The 20,730-nt window shown below is 47.7% G+C and carries 14 protein-coding genes and 1 riboswitch; of the genes, 9 read left to right on the forward strand and 5 right to left on the reverse strand.

The window, feature by feature from the left end; translation table 11 throughout:
• Window positions 1-74 precede the first annotated feature (74 nt).
• The 3 genes from U0033_RS02765 to U0033_RS02775 form a co-directional block, all read right to left on the reverse strand.
• Entirely contained in the window at window positions 75-1,187 is a 1,113-nt protein-coding gene (locus U0033_RS02765; protein WP_072358289.1) for an efflux RND transporter periplasmic adaptor subunit, read from the reverse strand.
• A gap of 250 nt (window positions 1,188-1,437) precedes the next feature.
• Entirely contained in the window at window positions 1,438-2,802 is a 1,365-nt protein-coding gene (locus tag U0033_RS02770; protein ID WP_083571384.1) for a TolC family protein, read from the reverse strand.
• Window positions 2,803-2,929: 127 nt separating this feature from the next.
• Window positions 2,930-3,499, reverse strand: coding sequence for a TetR/AcrR family transcriptional regulator (locus tag U0033_RS02775; protein WP_218163991.1), 570 nt, complete (start codon window positions 3,497-3,499; stop codon window positions 2,930-2,932).
• A 216-nt stretch (window positions 3,500-3,715) separates the two neighbouring features.
• A riboswitch (SAM riboswitch) is annotated at window positions 3,716-3,830 on the forward strand.
• A gap of 141 nt (window positions 3,831-3,971) precedes the next feature.
• Here U0033_RS02775 and U0033_RS02780 point away from each other — a divergent pair.
• The 3 genes from U0033_RS02780 to U0033_RS02790 are packed head-to-tail and all read left to right on the forward strand — an operon-like array spanning window position 3,972 to window position 7,752.
• Window positions 3,972-5,141 carry a trans-sulfuration enzyme family protein gene (locus U0033_RS02780; protein WP_072357864.1) on the forward strand — a complete coding sequence of 390 codons (1,170 nt, stop codon included), beginning with the start codon at window positions 3,972-3,974 and terminating at the stop codon, window positions 5,139-5,141.
• 35 nt (window positions 5,142-5,176) lie between these two features.
• Entirely contained in the window at window positions 5,177-6,478 is a 1,302-nt protein-coding gene (locus U0033_RS02785; RefSeq protein ID WP_072357861.1) for an amidohydrolase family protein, read from the forward strand.
• On the forward strand, window positions 6,475-7,752 hold the full coding sequence (locus U0033_RS02790; RefSeq protein WP_072357858.1) for a YdcF family protein: 1,278 nt from the start codon (window positions 6,475-6,477) through the stop codon (window positions 7,750-7,752). Before U0033_RS02785 ends, U0033_RS02790 begins: the two co-directional genes overlap by 4 nt.
• A gap of 123 nt (window positions 7,753-7,875) precedes the next feature.
• Here the strand turns inward: U0033_RS02790 and U0033_RS02795 are convergent, their stop codons facing one another.
• The gene (locus tag U0033_RS02795) at window positions 7,876-9,114 is read right to left on the reverse strand and encodes a dicarboxylate/amino acid:cation symporter (protein ID WP_072357855.1); all 1,239 of its coding nucleotides are present in this window, start codon (window positions 9,112-9,114) and stop codon (window positions 7,876-7,878) included.
• A 176-nt stretch (window positions 9,115-9,290) separates the two neighbouring features.
• Here U0033_RS02795 and U0033_RS02800 point away from each other — a divergent pair, with 176 nt between their 5' ends.
• Entirely contained in the window at window positions 9,291-10,988 is a 1,698-nt protein-coding gene (locus U0033_RS02800; protein WP_072357852.1) for a sodium:solute symporter family transporter, read from the forward strand.
• A gap of 142 nt (window positions 10,989-11,130) precedes the next feature.
• Here U0033_RS02800 and U0033_RS02805 read toward each other — a convergent pair whose 3' ends face one another.
• Window positions 11,131-11,670 carry a hypothetical protein gene (locus U0033_RS02805; protein WP_072357849.1) on the reverse strand — a complete coding sequence of 180 codons (540 nt, stop codon included), beginning with the start codon at window positions 11,668-11,670 and terminating at the stop codon, window positions 11,131-11,133.
• A gap of 609 nt (window positions 11,671-12,279) precedes the next feature.
• Here U0033_RS02805 and U0033_RS02810 point away from each other — a divergent pair.
• From U0033_RS02810 to U0033_RS02830, 5 genes are all read left to right on the forward strand, one after another.
• A complete protein-coding gene (locus tag U0033_RS02810) occupies window positions 12,280-15,501 on the forward strand; it encodes a SusC/RagA family TonB-linked outer membrane protein (protein WP_072357846.1) in 3,222 nt (1,073 codons plus the stop codon).
• Between the two features lie 19 nt (window positions 15,502-15,520).
• On the forward strand, window positions 15,521-17,335 hold the full coding sequence (locus U0033_RS02815; RefSeq protein ID WP_072357843.1) for a RagB/SusD family nutrient uptake outer membrane protein: 1,815 nt from the start codon (window positions 15,521-15,523) through the stop codon (window positions 17,333-17,335).
• Window positions 17,336-17,380: 45 nt separating this feature from the next.
• Window positions 17,381-18,961 (forward strand): DUF5123 domain-containing protein, encoded by a 1,581-nt coding sequence (locus U0033_RS02820; protein ID WP_177318554.1) that lies wholly within the window; start codon window positions 17,381-17,383, stop codon window positions 18,959-18,961.
• A 44-nt stretch (window positions 18,962-19,005) separates the two neighbouring features.
• A complete protein-coding gene (locus tag U0033_RS02825) occupies window positions 19,006-19,656 on the forward strand; it encodes an HAD family hydrolase (RefSeq protein WP_072357837.1) in 651 nt (216 codons plus the stop codon).
• Window positions 19,657-19,923: 267 nt separating this feature from the next.
• A complete protein-coding gene (locus U0033_RS02830; protein WP_072357834.1) occupies window positions 19,924-20,628 on the forward strand; it encodes an NUDIX hydrolase in 705 nt (234 codons plus the stop codon).
• The last annotated feature ends 102 nt before the right edge of the window (window positions 20,629-20,730 follow it).

Consider the following 20,730-nt stretch of genomic DNA (forward strand, 5'->3'; position numbering starts at 1 on the left):
AGTTCAATTTATTTTATACTAATCGAACTATCATCCGACATGCAAAGCATTGCCGCAAATGGAAAGAGTTCAATTTATTTTACGCTAATCGGACTACCATCCGTGAGATAAGCGCTACCTGAAATAATGAGTGCAGCAGCCTGTTCCAGCCCATTAGTAATAATCACCTGGTCTTTCTCCATACCACCAATAGTAACCGTCACTTTTTTGGCAGTCTTATGATCATTCGTGATAAATACATAACCTGTGCTGCCATCACCTTCCATCAGTGCATCGTAGGGAACCGCCCATGGGCCGTTATTTCCAGCGCCTGTAATACTACTCTTTGTATTTGTACCATTAGCTGCAACACCAGTACCTGCGCCCCCCGCCGGCTGTATCACCGCTTTGCCAAACATACCGTAAGCAATTGCCGCCGGTTTCGCCCCTGTTAATCGAATATCCGCCCGGAACGTACCACTTGCCTGGTTCAGTCCTTCTGTCTTTCGCACCACTACCCCTTCAAACATCTTTCCTGCCACCGATTCAATCTCCACCGTCGCTTTGTCCTGTTGCTGGATAGCGGCCCATTGTTTATTACTCAGATCCACCCGCAGCAGCCAGTTGCCGGACTGTGCACCATTCGTTTCAAAAACAGGTGTACCGCCCTGTACCAGCTGTCCTTCGCTGGCAAGTTTGCGCAATACATAGCCATTTGAAGTAGCGCGGATCTGGGAATGACTGCGATTGAACTCGGCAGATTTGTACTGCTCTTCTGCAATGCTCATCCCGGTCTTTGCATTCTGCAATTGTTCCAGCGTTGCCACGCTATCCTGGTACAAGTGGAGTACACGGTTATAATCGCGCTGAGCTTTTTCAAAGCCCAGTTGCGCCTGTGTTACCTGTGCATTGATTTCAGTGAGATTGAGCGTCGCGAGCAATTGTCCAGCCTTGATGGCATCGCCTTCTTTCACAAGCAGGCTTTGAATGATGCCGCCGGTTTTAAAGGAAAGCATCGTTTCGTCGTCCGTGGTAAATTGCCCGGAAACTGCTATGGCAGCGGTACCTGCGCTTTGACCATTCAAAGGCAACAGTTTTACAGGAATCACTTCAGTCCTGATTTTGTTTTCAGCAGCTTTGTTGTCTCCACAGGAGGCGACGAAGGCGGCGAGAAAAGGGAGTAGTAAGATGGCGTGAATAGTTTTCATTATCTCAGCGTTTAATGTTGTTATTGTGATTGGTTCAGTGATGCCTGTAACCGGCATTTCAGTAAACCGCATTTTCAATTAATATTGTTATTGCAACTGTTAAAAAGTGATGAGCAAGGCTTATTCCCAACAGCTCTTTCAAAGATTACCTTTATCGAAACCGGCATCTCAGTAAATAGCATTTTATTATTGTACCTGCTAAACCGTACTGCGCAAACGGCATTCCTAACCGCCCTTTCCAAGACTACCCTTATTGCAACTGGTAAGCCGCAGCCTGCAATTCAATATCAGCCATACTCGTCTGCACCCCTGCAAATGCAAGCGCTACCTGCAAACGCGCACTCGTCAACTGGTTCTGTGCATCCAGCAATTCCAGGTATAGCAGCTGACCTGCTTTGTACACTTTAAACTGATCGCGGTAATATTTTTCAGACAAGCCTAATTGCGTTTGTGCGTTCTGGTAATTGGCCACTGCGGTATGATAATTATTATAGGCGGTCGTCAGTGCAAACTGCAGCGCACTATACGTTTCAGCGTAGGCAGCGTCCACCGTTTTTATTTCCATTGCCGCCTGCTGTGCCTTATGCTTTTGCTGTCCGGCGGTAAAGATGTCCCACTGCAGATGTACGCCCCAGAGATAGTAACGGCTCTTATTATCTACCGCAAAATTGAAACCCTGTGAACCCAGATCCAGGAAAGTACTGAGCTTCGGAATCAGGTAAGCACCAGACTGCTTGTATTGCAGGGTCGCAATTTTTTGCTGCTGTTCCAGTTGTGTCAACTCCTCCCGCCTTGTAATAGTAGCTGTATCAGCTACCGGCAGGAGGGAAGCGGTAGCAAATGTGGCGCTGTCCAGCAGGATCGTATCATGCAAGGGCTTATTCAGCAGGAAATTGAAATACGCCATTGCCAGCGTACGCTGATTTTCCGCACTCGTAATGTTCGTGAGGATCTTTTGTTGCTCTGCCTGTGAGCGGGTAAGTGCCGTGCTATTCGTCACCCCGTTCGCAATAAAGCTTTTATTCACCCGGATATTCTCATCTACCAGCAGCATCGCCGCATTGTAGATCTCCACCGCGCGGCAACTCTGGTAATACTGGTAATACGCAGTCTTCAGATCCTTCACCAGTTTACGCTTGTACACATTCACCGATGCCTGTTGCAAGGAAATATTCTCCCTGCGGATCTTATTCGCATACCAGATTTCAGTATTAATGAGTGGGAGCGTGGTGTGCAATTTTGCGTCGTAGAAGTTATTCGGGTTCAGGAGTACAGATTGGTTGTTCAATTGGGGGAAACTGTTACTCCCCGTCAGCTGATTCAAACTCGAGTACACATTATTCAGCAGATCCCCGATTGGAATATCAATGGTACGGCCCCCGTCAGCCCGGGTATAATCACCTACCAGGCTTACACTCGGATAAAAAAGTGATTTGGCTTCCTGCAGGGCATACAGCGACTTATCGAGCTGGAAATTGCGCTGCTGCAGGCCCTGGTTTCGGGTAAATGCCTCCCGGATATAATGTTCAAGCAAGGTATCCTGGGCAGAAAGGCGGAAAGATACACCCAGTATGGCCATAATGAACAAAAGTCTTTTTTTAATGCGTGTTGACATAATGAACACTGTTTAGTGATGTGGTATAAAAAAAGACACCTAGCGTGTCAGTGAAAATGAATTGGTTGTCAATCAAAAAGAGCGAATCGTTTGTCTGTGTCAACTGTATTGTTGACACAGATAATATTTATTTCTGAATAATTTGCATAAACTCCTGTAACGCAATCTGGACAAGGTCTGCCTGTTCTTCCTCATTCATCCTGGTTACCTTCATCCTGCCCCGGATCGTGAGGGCAATAATGCCATGACCCAGGCCCCACATGATCATCCCTGCCCGTGTAGGATCGGAGAAACGCAGGTGATCCTTGGCTGCCTCCACGGTATCTATCAGGAACTGGAAAGCCCCGCTGCAATTCTCCCAGAAATCATCTTCCCCCACCGCCTTCATTGGTGAGCGGAGAATGAACATCAGGTCATAAAGGTCCGGGTTAGCAATGCCGTATTCTATATATGCTTTCAGCAATTGCCGCAGGCGCTCCATCGGATTGGCTGAAACCGCGTGTTCCTGGAAATATGCATGCAGCTGATCAAAAGCCTCCCGCTGGATCTCGTAAAACAATTCATCCTTATCCTTGTAATAGAGATAGATCGTCGCAGGCGAATACTCAATCTTTTCGGCAATATTACGGATCGACGTCTTCTCATATCCATCCTTGATGAACATCTCCATTGCAGCGCTGATTATCAGCTTCCGCATCTCCTGTTTTTCTCTTTCTTTGCGATCCGAAATCCCCATAATTAATTTCTTTACGACGCAAACTTACTGAACACTGTTTAGTAAATCAAATTTATTTTAAACAATTCTATAAATCAATCATTTCGTAGACGATTTATCCCCGATACTTGAAATTGAAAGAAATTTATTTGGAGAATTAAAAAATTGACACTTACCTTTGCAGCAGTTCTTTAAGATACCTTATCAAGAAAGGCAGAGGGAAATGGCCCTGCGAAGCCTTAGCAACCATCTTGTTCCACCAGACAGGAAAGGTGCTACATCCATCCCGGATCAAAACCGGGAAAGATAAGTCAGTAGATTTGATCGATATTACTCAATATACTTTTAAACTCACCTGACTATCCAGGTGAGTTTTTTTATGCCCACTCCTCTCTGATAAGCTCCCACAGGAACTCTGTTTAATCAATTTTATCATCAACTAAAAAACAAACCGATGAGTAACATCACCAACCTTCTCCATTCCATTCCTGTAGATCCTTTAACCGGCGCTATCGCCGTTCCTATCTACCAGACCTCTACCTTTGTACAGGATGCTCCCGGTGTTAACAAAGGTTACGATTATGCCCGTACCAACAACCCAACCCGCGAAACCTTAGAAAAGATCGTGGCTGGCCTGGAAGCCGGCAGTACCGGTATCGCCTTTAGCAGTGGGCTCGCCGCCATCGACGCGGTGCTGAAACTCCTGCAATCCGGCGACGAGATCATTGCCGTTGACGACATCTATGGCGGCGCTTTCCGTCTTTTTGACAAGGTGTACAAAAAGTTCGGCATCAACGTAACTTATGTAGACACCAGCGATGTACAAAACATCCTGGATGCCATCACGCCCGCCACAAAACTGATCTGGCTGGAAACCCCCACCAATCCCACTTTAAAGATCTCTGATATCGGTGCTATTGCAAAAATCGCCAAAGCACATCACATCCTTTTTGCGGTAGACAATACTTTCGGTACCCCCGTATTACAGCAGCCCCTGGGCCTGGGTGCGGACATCGTAATTCATAGTGCGACCAAGTACCTCGGCGGGCACAGTGATCTCATTGCCGGCCTCGTCATCACGAAAGATCCTGCTTTGGGTGCAGATATCAAGTTCTACCAGAATGCCTGTGGTGCCATCCTGTCGCCGTTTGACAGTTTCCTGCTCATTCGTGGTATCGAAACCGTGCACCTGCGCGTGCGCCAGCATTGTGCCAATGCAAAAGAGATTGCCCTCTTCCTGGAGCAGCATCCCCTGGTGGACAAGGTATTTTATCCCGGCCTTTCATCACATCCTCACCATGACATTGCAAAAAAGCAGGCCAAAGGATTCGGCGGCATTGTAAGTTTTACCCTGAAAAATGATACGGAGGCTGCGGCACAGCAGTTCGTGACCGCCACAAAGTATTTCAAACTCGCTGAGAGCCTTGGTGGTGTTAAAAGTTTGTTATGTCACCCGGCATCCATGACCCATAAATCCATCCCCACCGAAAAGAGAAGAGCCGCCGGGGTAGCGGATAGCCTCATCCGTTTGAGCGTTGGATTGGAGGAACCGGAAGACCTGCTGTCAGACCTCGCTCATGCCTTTCATCAAATTCAGTCTGCAGCGGTCGCAATATTTAACTGATAGTTCGTAGTTTGCAATACAGCAAACCATATTGAATGAAGAATTATCTGTTGTTGACCATAGGGGCATTATTTCAAAGCTGCTTAGTTTTTGCGCAGCAGGGTTCCCTCACGGTACTGAAAGATATCACACTCATAGATGGCAGCGGCGCGGCTGTACGCCAACATGCGAATATGGTGATCCAGGCAGATAAAGTAGTTTCCTTTCCGGATACCAAACACCTGCCTAAAAATGCCAGGCGCATTAACATGAACGGGAAAACGGTCATGCCGCTGCTCATCAATGCCCACGGGCACCTGGGCCTGATAAAAGGCAATACAGCTACCGCCAATAATTACACGGAAGAAAATGTAAAACGGCAGCTGGAACAATATCTTCACTACGGCATTGGCGCTGTATTGAGCATGGGTACCGATCAGCCTCTGATCTGGCCTCTCCGCGATTCCTCACAAAAAGGCAGTATACCCGGTGCCACTATCTACACGGCCGGCTATGGTTTTGGGGCTAACGGTGGTTTACCTCCCGGCGCATTTGGGATGCATATTCAACGACCCCTTACCCCTGAAGCGGCCGAGGCAGCTATGGAACAACTGGCTGCCCTGCATCCTGATTTCGTAAAGATCTGGGTGGATGGTAATCCCAAAGTAAGTCCCGATATTTATAAAGCCGTCATCGAAACCGCACATGCACATCATATCAAAGTAGCCGCACACGTCTATTTCCTCGAAGATGCGCGCAGCCTGGTTACAGCGGGCATCGACCTGCTGGCACACAGCATCCGGGACCAGGTAGTCGATGATGCCTTTATTCACCTCATGAAGGGAAAAGGTACCTACTATATTCCCACGCTCTCTTTAGACAAATACAATTTTACATACGGCCCCCAACAGCCGGACTGGATCAATGATCCGTTTTTTATCAATTCCCTTGAACCCGGTGTTTACGATGAATTAAAAAGTATGCCCCAGAAAAATGACAGGGATAGGGAAAAGAAAATCAAAGCATTCAACATCGCTACTACCAATTTGCGTAAATTGGACAGTGCAGGCATCCCCATTTGTATGGGTACAGATTCTGGCGCACAGCCCACACGTGCACAGGGCTTTTCTGAGCACCTGGAATTGCAGCTGATGGCCGAAGCCGGACTGACCCCATTAAAGGTGATCACCTGTGCTACCGCCAACGGAGCCCGTTTGCTGAACGGCGCACACAAAGAAGGCATATTAATACCAGGAAATAAAGCGGATTTTATGATACTCGATGGCAATCCCGCCCAGGATATAAAAGCTACCCGCAGTATCAAAGCAATTTGGAAAAATGGAAAGGAAATAAAATGAAATTAAACAGAAAGATCTTTGCTTCTGGCCTCGTCACAGGGCTATTGGCCACCACAATGACCTTTGCGCAACACAAGAGCAAGCATTACCACAAGCCGGTGGCAAAACCGAAAACAACTTTGTCTGCCGGTCTGTCATTCACAGCTACACAGCAGATCCAGATCAGGAAGTCTTTTTACTTTTTGTATATGCTGGAAAGGAAAGGCGAACCCCACGATATTGTACAGAAAGATGCAGTGTTCAATACCGTCGCAGCTGAGAGAGCTACGCGTTTACAGTCGGCCCTCAGCAGCTGTAAAGATGCGGCTTGTATAGGCCAGGCCCTTGAATGGACGCCCGGCGAAATCAGCAGGGTGGGAGATGAGCTGGTACGGCTGGTGAACACCAACAGTGATATGACTGAAATGGTGCAACGCCTGAAAGTAGTGAACCGTTACCCGGTATATGATGCATACCATGATACTGCGTATATCCGTCAGGTATGGACTGATGTAGTAGCTGGTATGAACCACATTTACGCCGTGTACTTACAGGGCGAGAGTCCGCGTTATGCTGCAATAGACAGTGCATCCCTGCAGCCTGCTGATTTACCAAAAATTAAGGCGGGTCTGCAGCGCAACATAGGCGGTGCTTTCTATCGTCAGTCATTGCAGGCGGCATTGACAGCGCTGGATGTAAATGGCAGGGATGAGGCAACCCGTTATGAACCCCTGTATGCTGGCAGTAATGCAGCGGCTTTTAAAAGAGCAAGACTGGTTTATTGGAATGCCTATAAATATAGTGTGATCCTGGTGCCTGGCGCAGGTCCCGGAAAGAAAGGACAAAGCCTGGATTCTACCGGTGTGTATCGTTGCAAGCTGGCAGTAGAAGCTTATAATAATAAACTGGCGCCCTATATCGTAGTGTCTGGCGGACACGTACATCCGTACAAGACGCCCTATTGTGAAGCGGTGGAAATGAAGAAGTACCTGATGACAAAACTGGATATTCCGGATAGTGCAATTATTATAGAGCCGCATGCAAGACATACGACCACGAATATTCGTAATACCGAGAGGCTGATGTACCTGTTTAATATGCCACCTTCAAAACCGGGGCTGATTATCACAGATCCGATGCAGTCGCTGATGATTGAAAAGATGGCTGCACGGTTTGTGAAGGAAATAGGGTATGTACCTTATAAGGAAATGGAGAGAGTGGATAATACAACGAATCGTTTCCTGCCGGATGAAAAGGCATGGCAGGAGGACCCGAATGATCCGCTTGATCCGTGATGGAATTTATAATATGCTTCCTGCCTGCCTGTCGTACAGCGCTGGCAGGAAGCATTTTTATGATAGCGGCGGAGTGTCTTTATTTTGTAACAACAGGGTCCTTATGCAATAAGCAGCGCGGCTTTATTTTGTAAGTTCCGCTTCCTGCTCTCTTATCCAGTTCTTCCCTTTCAGCACCCTCGTCACCAGCATGGCCGCCACCGAATCCCCCGTTGCATTCAGCACCGTTGCCAGCGGATCTACCAGCGTACCCACGATCATCACCGCCGGCAAAGCCGCCACCGGGAACCCATACACAGACATCACCAGCAGCTCCCCGATGTACCCGCCATTCGGCACACCCCCTTCCACAATACTCACGATCACCGTAATGCCCAGTGCAAGCAGGATCGTATCCACTCCTGAAAAATCCCTGCCGAACAGCGCAAACACCACCCCGATCTTCACAATAGAAGAAATACTGGAGCCATCCTTATGCAAGGTGGCACCTAATGGCACCACCACATTATTGATCGCCTCCGGTACCCGCATTTTCTTTGCCGCCTCCAGGTTTGCCGGGATGGTCGCAATACTGCTGCAAGAGCCCAGCGCAGTGAGTGTAGGTACAATATTATATCGCCAGTAATAAAGAATACCTTTCCAGCCGCCGGCAATAAACGCGTAGATGCTAAAGCCAAGAACGAAGTAAATAATACCAAAGCCATAATAGATCTTCATGGAACTGGCATAGGTAACAAACAACTGCGGACCCAGCTCTGCAATCTGGCAGGCAAAGTAAACCCCCAGGCCCAGTGGCGCCATCACCATAATAATATCAAGAAAGCGCTTCATGACCGCATTAGCAGACACCAGGAAGTTTCTGAAGGGTATCCCTTCCTCACCCGCTTTCAGGGTCGCAAAGCCCGTAATAGCAGCAAATATGAGCAATGGCAGCATGTTCTTCCTGGACAGGAGTGAAAAGAACTCCTCCGTCGTGAGCAGGCGTACTACCTGGTTGCCCCAGTTACCCGCATCCTTCATTTCGGGCAGTGTGCCTGGTACAGATACCACTGCCTCCAGCGGGAAGAACCAGATCACCACGATCGTGCAAAAAGCGGATATTAATATAGTAGACAAAAATACCAGGCCCATGGCAGACATGATCTTGCCTAGTTTCTGACCGGGATCGATATTGGCAATGGCGGCACTGATGGCAAAAAATACCAGGGGTACCACCGCGATAAAGATCAGGTTGAGGAAAATATCCCCGATAGGTTTCAGGACCAGTACCTGTTTGCCCAGGCTCAGCCCCATGATACTACCGGTGATGATCCCTCCCAGCAAAAGCAGGATGCTGCTATAGTTCTTGAATAATTGGCGCATAAGGATGTAATTTATAAAAAAAACAGGATGGACAAAATCGGATCATTCCGGGGTTAATTTCATACCAAATAAAAAATATTTCAATTTTTAAATGTAAAATTGACAATTATTACTATCTTGCTTGCCGATGAAAAATTGCCCGTTGAGAAACTAGACACCGTAACATTCCACATAATATGAATAAACTAGCCAACATTGACTACATCATTTTCGTAGTCTATTTCCTGGTAGTTGCCTCTTATGGTTACTGGATTTACCTCCGGAAAAAGAAGGCGACTATGAGTACCAAAGATTTCTTCCTGGCCGAAGGATCGCTTACGTGGTGGGCCATAGGTGCTTCCCTCATTGCCTCTAATATTTCAGCAGAACAATTCATTGGGATGAGTGGCAACGGCTTCTCTGTCGGCATCGCCGTATCTGCCTATGAATGGATTGCAGCCGTAGCCCTCATTATCGTGGCGGTCTGGTTTATTCCCGTTTACCTGAAGAACAAGATTTACACCATGCCACAGTTCCTCAAGACCCGTTACAATGAAACGGTGGCTCTGATCATGGCTGTATTCTGGTTGTTCCTTTATGTGTTCGTTAACCTGACCTCTATCCTCTTCCTCGGTGCCCTGGCCATCAATAACCTGGTAGGTGCGGAACATTTCCACATCATTATGGTTGCACTGGCTGCATTTGCACTGCTCATCACCCTGGGTGGTATGAAAGTGATTGGTTATACTGACGTGATCCAGGTAGTGGTGCTCATCATTGGTGGCCTGGCTACAACCTGGCTGGCACTCACCATGGTAAGTGAACACTTTGGTCTTGGCAAAGATGCACTGGCTGGTTTTAATGCACTCATGAAAGATTCTCCTGATCACTTCGAGATGATCCTGAAGAAACCTGGTCCCGGCGCTTCACAGGAATACATCAACCGTTATCTCTTGTTGCCTGGTATCACTATCTATTTTGCAGGTCAGTGGATCATCAACCTGAACTACTGGGGATGTAACCAGTACATCACGCAGCGTGCACTGGGTGCGGATCTGAAGACAGCCCGTAATGGTATTCTCTTTGCTGGTCTGATGAAACTGATGATGCCTGTGATCGTGATGCTGCCTGGTATCGCCGCTTATGTATTGTTTAAGAACGGTGGGCTGCAGGGCGAAATGGCACCGGGTGGTCAATTCAATGCGGACAATGCTTATTCCGCAGTACTGACCTTCCTGCCGAATGGTTTGAAAGGCTTATCCCTTGCTGCGTTGACCGCTGCTATCGTAGCATCACTGGCAGGTAAGGCAAATAGTATTTCAACTATCTTTACACTGGACGTTTACAAGAAATATATCAACAAAGAAGCCGACGAGAAAAAACTGGTATGGACCGGTCGCCTGACGATTGTAGTGGCTATGCTCGTAGCCATTGCCTTTACATGGAATGACCTGTTAGGTATCGGTGGCGCAGGCGGCTTTACCTTTATTCAGAAGTATACGGGTTTCATCAGCCCGGGTGTGTTCGCCATGTTCCTGCTCGGTATGTTCTGGAAGCGTACCACCGGAGCCGCTGCAGTAGCGGGTATCGTAACAGGCTTTGTATTGTCAGTTGTTTTCAATAACTATGCAGCAGAATGGTTTGGTCATGAAACGTGGTTGTACACCGCCTTCCTGAACAGCAAGGGCGTATATGAAATTCCTTTCCAGATCTGTATGGGATGGGCCTTCTTCTTTACGCTGGTGGTAATGGTGGCATTGAGCCTGGCAGGACCAAAGATCAATCCGAAAGCTTTCCACCTGGATAAGGCAATGTTCAGGTTAGCTCCGTCTACAATCGTGTTGATTGTAATGACACTGCTGATCCTGAGCGCACTGTACATCCGCTTCTGGTAAGATTTAATTTGTCTCTACAAGCTGTATGAACTCTTAGTAATTTTTGCAGATTACAGCTATTCAATAACGTGAACTATGATATACGAAGGTCGAATTCATTCGACCTTTTTTTTATTTTTCCCATAGTTCCGGATGAAGGGGATTATTCAAGTTTCACTTCCCGCACGGTTTCATTCCCCGGCAGGTCCACTGCGATGATCCTGATAGATCCACCCGCTGGCAAACTGCCTACTGTATAGTGCCAGTCCACACCATTTCGCCCTAAAATCGCCTGACCTTTTTCCAGGATCGTAGCTGCAGCATCATACACCCTTACTTCCACTTCGGCTACCCTGAATTCATCTTTTGCAGTGACCACTACAGTATCAGCCTCAATGCTGACCTGCTGTACCTGTGGCGATTTATAGGCGTCTTTGATCGCCATATTATAGGCGTTCTGCCCCGGCCCGGCTTTGGATTGGTAGTAGGCTTTTATTTCCGGGTCTTTCAATATCATCTTTGCATAAGCAGCCGCTTCCTGCATCTTCATCCTGGCCAGCAACTGGTTCTGTGTTGGCTTATGCCTGGACTTACCGCGCTTTTTCGCAACGATCGTCTGCCCGTTTCTCTGATAAATTGTGATCTGATTACCCAGCGAACCGCTGATGAGCTGAAAGAGTACATTGTCCTTAATAAGGGCCATAACAAACAATTAGTAGGTTAACAAAATGATACTAAAGCAAAGGTAAAGGTATACGTTGAATACAATCAATTTCCTGTGTGAAAACGGTATAAAATGAGTACTAATACAGCATGGTAATATCACTTAAATATCGATTGGATATTGAAGTGATATTACCATGAACTTATAGTATAGGTATTGAGAAGGTTTGCCTCAATATTCAAGGTATGGCTGGCAGGGCGCTTTTCTACTTCGGGAGAGCCAGGATATGATCATTAAAAAGTGCTGCCCCCATATTTAAGGCATGGTCTGCAGGACGCTTTCTTACTTCGGGAGAGCCAGGATACGATCATTAAAAAGTGCTTGCCCCTTATTTAAGGCATGGTCTGCAGGGCGCTTCCCGGCTCCCCGAAACTCCGCCACCCAATGCCCTGCTCCGGGAACGATTGCGTAAATAAACACGCGCAATTAGTTGTTCATTAGAAAATTAGCCGTTAAAATTGTTAAAGAAGCATGAACAATTAGGAGGGACATTTTTGTAGCAGTTACCCGAAACTCTCCGATGGTAATATCAACCACAAGCACACGTCTATGAAATAGTTAAAAGATTCTAAACATTGAATTCCACTTATGAAAGGATTAATCTTCTTCATGACCATCCTCCTGGGATGTATGGAGGTGTTTGCCCAGTCGAATCAGATTACTGGTACGGTCACCAGCAAAGAATCCGGCGATAAACTGCCGGGTGTGACCATCCGTATTAAAAACACCAATACGGGTACCCAGACTGATGCCGACGGACAGTTTCGCCTCAAAGTACCCAATGGACAAACGGTCTCACTGGTATTTACTTATGTAGGTTACCAGACACTGACAGTGAACGCTTCACCTTCCAATGCGGTGAAGGCACAATTACAACTCGCCAACACCAACATGAACGAAGTCGTGGTGGTGGGGTATGGCACTGTTTCCAAAGGAAATTTTACCGGTTCCGCTTCCAGCCTCAATGCGCAGAAAGAACTGAAAGATGTGCCGGCCAATACCGTGGCCGAAGCACTATCCGGCCGGTTGGCAGGGGTGCAGGTGACAACCACGGAAGGACGGCCCGGGGCAGATATCCTGATCCGCGTAAGGGGCGGCGGCTCCATCACCCAGGATAATTCTCCCCTCTACATCGTAGACGGGATCCAGGTAGAAAATGCCCTGTCCTTGTTGTCACCAACGGAAATACAAAGTATCGATGTACTCAAGGATGCCGCATCCACTGCCATCTACGGCGCCAGGGGTGCGAACGGCGTTGTGATCATCACTACGAAGGGAGGTAAAGACATGCCCACCCGCGTGACTTATGATGGCTACATGGGCGTACGCAGTATTGTCAATGTGCTTCAGGTGCTGTCTCCGTATGACTACGTGAAGTACCAGTACAAATTGTACAACTACCAGACTGACGACGATACCAAAAATGCCTTCAGGGATAAGTATGGCCGCTGGCAGGACCTGGAATTGTACAAACAGGTGCCGGCTACTGACTGGCAGGATGAAGTCTTTGGCCGCGATGCCACGAACAACACGCATACTGTTACCGTCAGCGGTGGTAATAAAACCACCTCGTTCAATCTGACCCTGAACAATACGGCAGAAGACGGTATTATGCTGGAATCAGGCTATCGCCGTACTATGGCAGCTTTCCGCTTTGATCATACTGCCAGCAAACGACTGAAAGTAGGGATCACCAGCCGTTACAGCCGGCAGCGCGTAGACGGTGTAGGTACGAGTAATACCGGTTCACAAGGCACTAACCGCCTGCGCAATGCCGTGCGTTATAAACCCTTCATTGCCCCCGGCGATGAAGATGTAGTAGATGTATTCGATCCGGAATATGCAAACCTCACCAACCTCACTAATCCCGTATTGCTCGCACACAATGAACTGAAATACGACTATCGCAACGATGCTAACCTGAACGGATATCTGAACTTTACTATCCTGGATGGACTGAACTTTCGCAGTGTAGTTGGTTTTACCAGCACAGGAACGCGTACCAATACCTACAATGGTTACGTCACTTCCGTGGCACGTTCCAATGCGAATATGCCGGTTGTAACGATTGCCACCGGAGAGACCACGACCCTTACCAATTCAAACACGCTTACGTACAACAAAACCTTCAATAAACACCAGCTGGACCTGCTGGCAGGCCAGGAAATTTATATGCTGAAAGGGAATACCCAGAGCACAACTGTAAAATGGATGCCTGTGGATCTGTCACCAGACCAGGCCTTTGCAGGTATTCAAAAAGCGACACCCCCTACAGGGCAAATCCAGGATCCGCCTGCTACCAGCGTCACGCAAAACAGGCTGATCTCCTTTTTCGGCAGGGCGAACTACGGGTATAACAACAAGTACCTGGCTACACTCACCCTGCGCTATGATGGCTCTTCCCGCTTTAGTTACGAAAATGGTTTTGCCGCATTTCCATCAGTGGCACTGGCATGGCGCGTGATCCAGGAAGATTTTATGCATAATATTCCCTGGCTCTCTGACCTGAAACTCCGCGCCACACTGGGTACTGCCGGTAATAACCGCATCTCTGAAGACCTCTTCAAGACGATGTATGGTACCAGCACCAGCAGCTATGCATTTGATGAATCTGTAACACCGGGTACGGCTCCTTTGTCACTCGCCAACCCGAAACTGAAATGGGAAACAACGGTATCCCGCAACGTGGGCCTGGACTTTGCCGTGCTGGATAACCGGATCAGTGCATCGGTCGATTACTATTATAACAATACCCGCGACCTGCTGCTGAATGTACAGATCCCGCCTACAGCGGGGTATAACCAGCAAATTCAGAACATCGGGAAAACACAGAATAAGGGGCTGGAATTGCAGGTAGCTGCAGTGGTGATCAACAAGAAGAAGATGACCTACAATGTGTCATTCAACATTGCAGCGAACAGGAATAAAATCGTGAGCCTGGGTACCGATCCTACCGGCGCAGCACTGAAATCTTACTATGCGCAATCCGGCTGGGTGAATAGTCTGAACGATTTCCTGGTGGAAGTCGGACAACCCATCGGGCAATTTTACGGGTATGTCACCGATGGTTTTTACAAGGTAGACGATTTCAGTTACGATGCCGCTACACAAAAATATACCCTGAAATCAGATGTGCCGAATACCAGTGCAGTCGCCCTGGGTAGCCGCGATCCACAGCCTGGCGACCTGAAACTGAAGAAGCTGTCGAAAGACAGTTCCAGGAATGTAGGGCTGAATGACAGGCAGGTATTGGGCAATGCACAGCCGAAGTTCTTCGGTGGATTCAACCAGCAGTTTACCTGGCGTGGATTTGACCTGAGTGTGTTCGTGAATTTCTCTTATGGCAACAAGGTCTACAATGCTAATAAGATCGAGTTTACCACCACCTATCAATACAAGGATAATAACCTGCTGAAAGAAATGAAGGATGCCTGGAAATGGTATGATGACAATGGTGCGATGGTGACAGATCCCGAGGCGCTGAAAGCGTTGAACAAGGATACAAAATACTGGTCTGCACCGGCGGGCAACTACTTCCTGCATTCCTATGCGATAGAGGATGGTTCCTTTATCAGGATCAGTAACCTGACGATCGGTTATTCGCTGCCACCATCATTGCTGAAGAAAACCCATGTATTCTCCCGTTTCAGGATCTATGCAACGGTGAATAACCTCTACACGTTTACGAAGTATTCAGGCTATGATCCGGAGGCGAATACCCGCCGCAGCAACCCGCTGACGCCGGGTGTAGACTATGCGGCGTATCCAAGGAGCCGTTTCATTCTGGGTGGTGTCAATGTTTCTTTTTAATGGCTTAATCTTATTGCATATGCGTTCATTCATCATACTTTTCCTTTTTGCAATTGCTTTTAGTGCCTGCAAAAAATTCCTGACGATCGAGAACCCCTCTACCATATCGCAGGATGCGGTGTTTACCAGCGTGTCCAATACGAATTCTGCCGTGATTGGCGTATATGCGATGCTGATAGGAGATAATGGATATGGCAACCGTATTTCCTGTTTGTTCCCGCAGTCAGCCGACGATTTCAAGACCTCCGGGGATTATAGTCCTGACGACCGGCGAGGGATCAGTACCTATGGTGCCAGTGCGGGTAACAGTGACCTGCCGAATCCTTTTAACCAGTTGTTCAAAGGCATAGAGCGTGCGAATGTTTGCATCAAATATATTCCCCGGTCACCCTTGTATACAGGTGGCAGTGCGACGGAACAGGCACAGATGAAGAAGCTGTATGGCGAGGCCCTGACCCTGCGGGCACAGTTTTATTTTGAGGCCCTGCGTAACTGGGGCGATCTGCCTGCACAGCTGGTACCGGCGGCAGACCTGAAGGATATGTACCTGGCGAGGACGGATAAGGATTCAATCTACCGGCAATTGCTGGATGACCTGGCGCTGGCAGAGGACTTAGTGCCCTGGAGAACCGAATCACCGGATCAGAATTTACGCCTGACCAAGGGAGCTGTAAAAGGTATCCGGGCCAGGATTGCGCTGGCTGTGGGCGGGTACTCATTGCGTACTAACCCGCATGTGATGGCGAGAAGAGAGGACTATAAAAAGTTTTACCAGATTGCTTATGATGAATGTGCGGATATCATGGCACATCCGGAACAGCATTCACTGAACCCGGTGTATGAGCAACTTTTTAAGACACTGCATGCGGCAACGCGTACGGATAATGCGCATGAACTGATGTTTGAAATAGGTGCATATGGCGGGAATGCAAGTACGGATAGTAAGCTGGGGTATTACAATGGTTTGAAACATAATACCTCTTCCCGCTTTGGTGGCGGTGGTGGAGGGATCAATGCATTGCCGGTTTACTTCTACGAATTTGATTCAACTGGTGATTGTCGGAGGGATGTAACGATCAACATTTTTGAAATAGATGCGAGTAGTCAGAAGATAGCGATAATGGCGGGTGCCCTGACAGATGGGAAGTATCGCCGTTCCTGGACGGGCATCACCGGTACTTCGCAGAACCTGGCAATCAACTGGCCAATTTTACGATTTGCGGATGTGTTGCTGATGTATGCAGAGGCGGATAACGAGATCAATGAAGGACCTTCTGCAAAGGCACAGGATGCTTTATTGCAGGTGCAGAAAAGGGCTTTTGCGGGGCACCTGGACCGCCTGCCTGTGATGCCGGCAGATAAGCAGGGGTTCTTTGATGCGATAGTGCATGAACGCCTGCTGGAGTTTGGGGGAGAGGGTATCAGGAAGTATGACCTGATCCGCTGGAACCTGCTGGCAACGAAGATTGCGGAGACAAGGGATAAGTTGCGGCAGTTTATGAATGGGGAGGGCAGGTATGCCAATGTGCCGCTGTACCTGTATGCAAAGGCGGCGCCATATAGCCTCACGAATTCAGTGGATGAGACACAGACGCTGGATTTGTATGGAGGGCCGGCGGCCCAGGTATTGTTTCAGCCTGGATTGGGCGTTGCAACGGCGCCTGCGGGGTATAGTGTGAAGAACTGGCGGATGGCAGTGAATGAGGATTACCTGACGGGGGCAAGAAAGGGCTATGCGATTTACTTTGAGGCGAATAAGAAGGAATTGTTGCCTATACCTATGGATGCCCTGAATGCGAATTATAAGCTGGTACAGAACCAGGGATATAATTAAAAACCCTGATCATCCATATCAGATTTACTTTCCAAAATGATTCATATGCGTTATGTAATATTTTTTCTGTTCATCAGCCTGTTGGCCTGTAAGAAGAAAGAAGATGAACTGAATTTGTCCAGGCAATTCATGCCATCGGGCGATATCGCTGTCAGTACAGCCGATACCCTGGCTACATTGAGCTGGAAGGCCGCATTGTTTACAACCGGAACAGCGGTGACCTATACTGTAGCCATTTCCAACGATTCTACCTTTGCTACCACTGCACATACATTTACAACAGATACGACCGGCATCAGGATCTCAGACCATTACCTGGTAGCCAGGAAGAAGTATTATGCCCGGGTAAGGACGGATGGGAAGGATACGGCCAGCTCTTCGAAATGGGTATATAGCAAGAGTTTTACAATAACAGGAGAGCAATTGTTATTGCCGGTAGCGGATAGTAACCTTATTGATAAATCAGTGATCCTGTTATGGAAATCTACCGCCGGATTAACGAAGCTGGTATTTACCACAGGCGGGGTAGTGCGCACGGTGGGCTTAAGCGCAGGGCAGAGCATTGCCGGCCGCCTGCAGGTAGATTCATTACAGCCACTGACAACGTATACAGTAGAGATCTTTAAGGAAGACGTAAGCAAGGGCATCCTGACCTTTACCACCAAAGCTGGGGTGGCCAGCGGGCCGAATGTGATAGACCTGACAGGCATTGCAGGCGTACCATCTGTATTGCAGGATACACTGCCGAAAGTAGGAGCGGGCAGTATCATCATATTAAAAAGAGGGGAGACCTACAATATTGATATAGCTACGGAGATAGGTAAGACGGTGTCATTTGTAAGTGAGAACAGTTTCAATACGCAGCTGCCATTGATCTACTTCACGAATAATTTCAATGTGACGGCGGGCAGCGTGATTGATTCAGTTGTATTCCGGGGATTGACCTTGAGAAGTAATGATTATGCTGCCAGGTATGTGATCAATGCAAGCAATGTGGCGACCATTGGGAAGATCCTGTTTGAGAACTGTCATGTAGAGATCTTCAGGGGCGTGGTGCGCCTGCAGACCTCAGCCAGTGGTGGTACACAGGTGAGTGACTTCGTGGTAAATAATTTTGTGGTAGACAGTATTTCTAATTATGGGGTGGTGAATGTAGATAATGTGGCATGTGCCGTACAGCATATAACGATTCAGAATAGTACATTATATAAGCTGGAGAAGGTGGTGACGAGCAAGCAGAATTCAAATTCAATAGTATTGAGTAATTGCACCTTTAATGAGGCACCGCAGGGTGGCGGATCAGCTTACCTCGTTGATTTTAGTCAGTCTGCAACGAACAATGTAACGACGGGGATCAGTGTAAAGAGCTGTATTATTGGTGCCGGGAGGAGTAATAATGGGAATACGACGGTGAGGGGAATCAGGGTGAATGCGGCAACGCTGATCAATGTCAGCAGTAGTTATAATACTTCGGACTATGTGGTGGCGGGAAATGCGATTGTGGGATTGACAGTGTATGGGGGTATGGCGACGGATTTGTGGAAGGAGCCGGGGAATGGGAATTTTAAAATAAAGGATAGTGGCTTTGCTGGGAAGGGTTCAGCGGGGGATCCGCGTTGGTGGTAATGGCCGCTGTTTTTATTTTTCTACCTTTGTGGCAAAGAACGATTATGAAACGGGCATTTATCTTCGACATGAATGGCACAATGATAGATGATATGGAATATCATGTACATGGCTGGTTTAACATCCTCAACGATGACCTGGGCGCGGGTCTTTCGCGCGAGGCAGTAAAAAAAGAAATGTACGGCAAGAACCAGGAAGTACTGATCCGGATCTTTGGCCGGGATAAGTTTACAGCAGCGCAGATGGACGAACTGGCACTTGAAAAAGAACGCCGTTACCAGGCGGCCTACCGCCCTCACCTGAGCCTGATTCCGGGATTACAGCAATTTCTGGATCAGTCACGCGAACTGGGCATCCCAATGGGGATTGGTACCGCCGCCATCCCGTTCAACGTGGATTTCACCCTTGATAACCTGCATATAAGGGCGTATTTCAAAGCTATAATCACTGCAAATGATGTGGTGGAAAGCAAACCGCATCCCGAAACTTTTCTGAAAGCAGCTGCGCAAATGGGCGTAGCACCGGGGGATTGTATCGTATTTGAAGATGCACCGAAAGGGGTGGAAGCGGCGCAGAATGCGGGTATGAAGGCTGTTGTGATCACAACTATGCATACGAAAGAGGAGTTTGCGGCTTATGATAATATCATCCGGTTTGTAAGCGACTATACGGAATTAGATCCCGCCGGACTATAAAAAATACGCTAAAAAATACCCAAACCATAGTTAAAACGCTTTTGCTGACCGGCAAAAGCGTTTTGCTTTTAAGTCAAAAGCCCTTCGTTTCCTTCCCAAATCCTTTACAGTAGCCAGTATGTGGCGCCTAAAAAAACTTGCTACAAATAATTGTAAAATTGACATTTAATTTTCTATATTGCATTCATATTACGACTATCAATATCACTAAATGCTGGGAATATCGACGGGGAGTTTTATATTAGCAGAATTAAACACCAGGAAAATATGACACGTTATTCCCGGCAAACCCGGATGCTGATAGCTGTAGACTGTATAATTTTCGGTTTTGACGGACAGGATCTTAAGCTCTTGCTTATCAAGCGTGGATTTGAACCGGAAAAAGGAAAGTGGAGCCTGATGGGCGGCTTTGTACAGCAGGATGAAGGCCTCGAAGAGGCGGCGACCCGTACACTGACGAAACTAACAGGACTGAATGGCGTCTTCATGGAGCAGTTAAATGCTTATGGCGGCCCTAACCGCGATCCGGCGGAGCGAACCTTGTCTGTAGCTTATTATGCTTTGATTGACATCAATCAGTACAAACAACAACTGAGCGAGGAATACAAGGCAGAATGGTTCCCTCTGAGAGAGGCACCGAAATTGATTTTTGACCATGCACAAATGGTAGCCGAAGCATTGGCACGCTTACGTTACAAAGCAGCGATCCATCCGCTCTTGTTCGAACTGCTGCCGGCCAAGTTTACCATTCCTCAGCTGCAGATTCTTTTTGAAGCGGTATATGATGCCGGTTTTGATAAGAGGAATTTCAGCCGAAAAGTATTGTCCACAGGGTTGCTGATCAAACAAAAAGAGAAAGAGAGGGCTACTTCCAAAAGGGGAGCATTCTATTACAAGCTGGATAAGAGAAAGTACAGCGCCAAATTCCACGCCTTCCTCAACTTCGTTTCCGATCCGGGTAATCTGAAATAAGAGACTATTCCACCGGTCACTCAGGACAAAAATTTATTAAGTAACAAAAAATGACGGTTATGAGCCTCCCTCATATCGTCTTTTTTTGCCACGTTTTATAAA

It is taken from the genome of Chitinophaga sancti (genome assembly GCF_034424315.1).
Classification (GTDB): Bacteria; Bacteroidota; Bacteroidia; order Chitinophagales; family Chitinophagaceae; genus Chitinophaga; species Chitinophaga sancti.

Bases quoted from the DNA above. Each gene is read 5' to 3' on its own strand.
- U0033_RS02770 (WP_083571384.1), bottom strand. From the start codon at position 2,802: ATGTCAACACGCATTAAAAAAAGACTTTTGTTCATTATGGCCATACTG.
- U0033_RS02800 (WP_072357852.1), top strand. From the start codon at position 9,291: ATGAATAAACTAGCCAACATTGACTACATCATTTTCGTAGTCTATTTC.
- U0033_RS02815 (WP_072357843.1), top strand. From the start codon at position 15,521: ATGCGTTCATTCATCATACTTTTCCTTTTTGCAATTGCTTTTAGTGCC.
- U0033_RS02785 (WP_072357861.1), top strand. From the start codon at position 5,177: ATGAAGAATTATCTGTTGTTGACCATAGGGGCATTATTTCAAAGCTGC.
- U0033_RS02825 (WP_072357837.1), top strand. From the start codon at position 19,006: ATGAAACGGGCATTTATCTTCGACATGAATGGCACAATGATAGATGAT.
- U0033_RS02820 (WP_177318554.1), top strand. From the start codon at position 17,381: ATGCGTTATGTAATATTTTTTCTGTTCATCAGCCTGTTGGCCTGTAAG.
- U0033_RS02805 (WP_072357849.1), bottom strand. From the start codon at position 11,670: ATGGCCCTTATTAAGGACAATGTACTCTTTCAGCTCATCAGCGGTTCG.
- U0033_RS02775 (WP_218163991.1), bottom strand. From the start codon at position 3,499: ATGCGGAAGCTGATAATCAGCGCTGCAATGGAGATGTTCATCAAGGAT.
- U0033_RS02790 (WP_072357858.1), top strand. From the start codon at position 6,475: ATGAAATTAAACAGAAAGATCTTTGCTTCTGGCCTCGTCACAGGGCTA.
- U0033_RS02830 (WP_072357834.1), top strand. From the start codon at position 19,924: ATGACACGTTATTCCCGGCAAACCCGGATGCTGATAGCTGTAGACTGT.
- U0033_RS02795 (WP_072357855.1), bottom strand. From the start codon at position 9,114: ATGCGCCAATTATTCAAGAACTATAGCAGCATCCTGCTTTTGCTGGGA.
- U0033_RS02780 (WP_072357864.1), top strand. From the start codon at position 3,972: ATGAGTAACATCACCAACCTTCTCCATTCCATTCCTGTAGATCCTTTA.
- U0033_RS02765 (WP_072358289.1), bottom strand. From the start codon at position 1,187: ATGAAAACTATTCACGCCATCTTACTACTCCCTTTTCTCGCCGCCTTC.
- U0033_RS02810 (WP_072357846.1), top strand. From the start codon at position 12,280: ATGAAAGGATTAATCTTCTTCATGACCATCCTCCTGGGATGTATGGAG.